Source organism: Actinomycetes bacterium, assembly GCA_036000965.1.
Taxonomy (GTDB): Bacteria; Actinomycetota; CALGFH01; order CALGFH01; family CALGFH01; genus DASYUT01.
The window spans coordinates 1-1621 of sequence record DASYUT010000173.1; the positions used below are offsets into that span (position 1 = coordinate 1).

Genomic DNA, 1621 nt, shown 5'->3' on the forward strand with positions numbered 1-1621 from the left:
GCTGTCCAGCCGCAGGTCGGGCAGGCTGGGCATGCCGTTGGCCCGGGCGCACCGCACGAACTCCCGCAACACCGCCGCGGCGGCCTGCTGCCCGCTGGTGGTGGTGGTCGCCGCGCCCGAGCCGCCCGAGGCCGAGCACCCGGCCAGCCCGGCCAGCAGCACCACCATCAGGCCAACCCCGACGGCAGCCCTGCCGCCGGTCAACCTGCCCATGGCGCCTCCTTGGTTCCGCTGGCGGCCCGCGGGCGCCTCCGCGCCGCAGCCCTCTGCCCAGAAGGCTCCCAAGCCTCGGCTGCGGGCACATCACCGCCGGGTGGCAACCCCGACTCCCCCTTTGGGGAATGGCCGCTTCCCCCTCCGGGGGAGAGGCCCGGCGGCGGTTGCGTGGGCATGGTCGGGCGTGGACGTCACGAAGCTGTTGATCGGCCGATCAGGAGTGCCTGGTAGTCGACATGGCAGACCGCACCGCAGGCGTCACCACGATCGTGTGCCTGCTCATCACCACCCAGCGTGTCCGATAACACCCGAGTCCCACTGAACCAGGCGGTGACAGCCGCCAAGTGATCCAAGCAACGGGAGCCGTGCAACGGCAGACCTTCTACGGAGCCTGGTCGTCTGCGGCGCCTGCAACGCCCCCCTCGCGGCCACGGTGGACGGCACGCCAACCAGCGACACTACGCATGCGCCATCGCCCAGCAGCCCGACCACGCGGGTGGCGGCTGGGACTGCTCCTTCCCCGAGACAAGATGGCGTGTGGTCGGCTGGCGAGCGGTCGGCCAGCCCGGCCAGGTCCCTCAGGTATGGCCGTGTCCTGCGTCAAGGTTCTGGCAGGTTTCTCGGGGCTGATGGCTGGGTGTTGGTTCTAGCGAGCGGGGCGAGGGTGGCGGCGAGGAGGAGGAGTGCGCCGCCGAGCCAGTAGACGGCGGTGATGCCGAGGTGATCGGCGAGGACGCCGCCGATGCCGAGGGAGGCGAGTCGTCCGAGTTGCTAGGTGATGTTGGCCCTGTCAAGCCGATTTGACCCCAGCGTGACGGCCTGATCTGGCCCCACTCGTCATCGTTGAGCGGTCGTTTCGTCGGCAAACCCGATTCCGTCTCGGCGCCCAGGCTCGTGCGTCCGAGGCGCCGGCGTCGCGCGTCACGTTATCCGCCGGGTCCGGGGTTTCCGCCCCACCGTGAGCCTCAGCTGACGCAGAACTCGTTGCCCTCCGGGTCGTTCATGACGACGTAGTAGACCGGGTCCTCAGGGTCGTCGTGTCGGGTCCGGCGCTCCACGCTGGCGCCCAGCCCGACCAGCTCGGCGACCGTCGCCTCGACGATCTCGATCCGCCGCTCCAGCGGCAGTGCGTTGTCGCGGCCGGTGGGGTAGAGGTCGAGGTGGAGCCGGTTCTTCCCCGCCTTCGTCTCCGGCACCTCCTGGAACCAGATCGGCGGGCGCAGCCCGGCCGGGTCGAACAGCCGGTCGTCGAAGGCCGCCTCCTCGCCCAGCCGGGCACGGTAGTGCGCCTGCCAGGTCGTCTCCGGCTCCGCCGGCGGCACCGGCTGGTAGCCCAGCGCCTGCGCCCAGAACCGCGCCAGCAGGGCCGGGTCGTTCGCGTCGATGGTCAGCTGCCAGAACACCA

The 1621-nt window shown here is 71.0% G+C and carries 2 protein-coding genes; both read right to left on the reverse strand.

The window, feature by feature from the left end; all coding sequences use genetic code 11:
- Positions 1 to 213 (reverse strand): hypothetical protein (locus VG276_15575; GenBank protein HEV8650771.1); only part of this gene is annotated, 213 nt, incomplete at its 3' end.
- Positions 214 to 1181: 968 nt separating this feature from the next.
- Positions 1182 to 1621 (reverse strand): VOC family protein (locus VG276_15580; protein ID HEV8650772.1); only part of this gene is annotated, 440 nt, incomplete at its 5' end.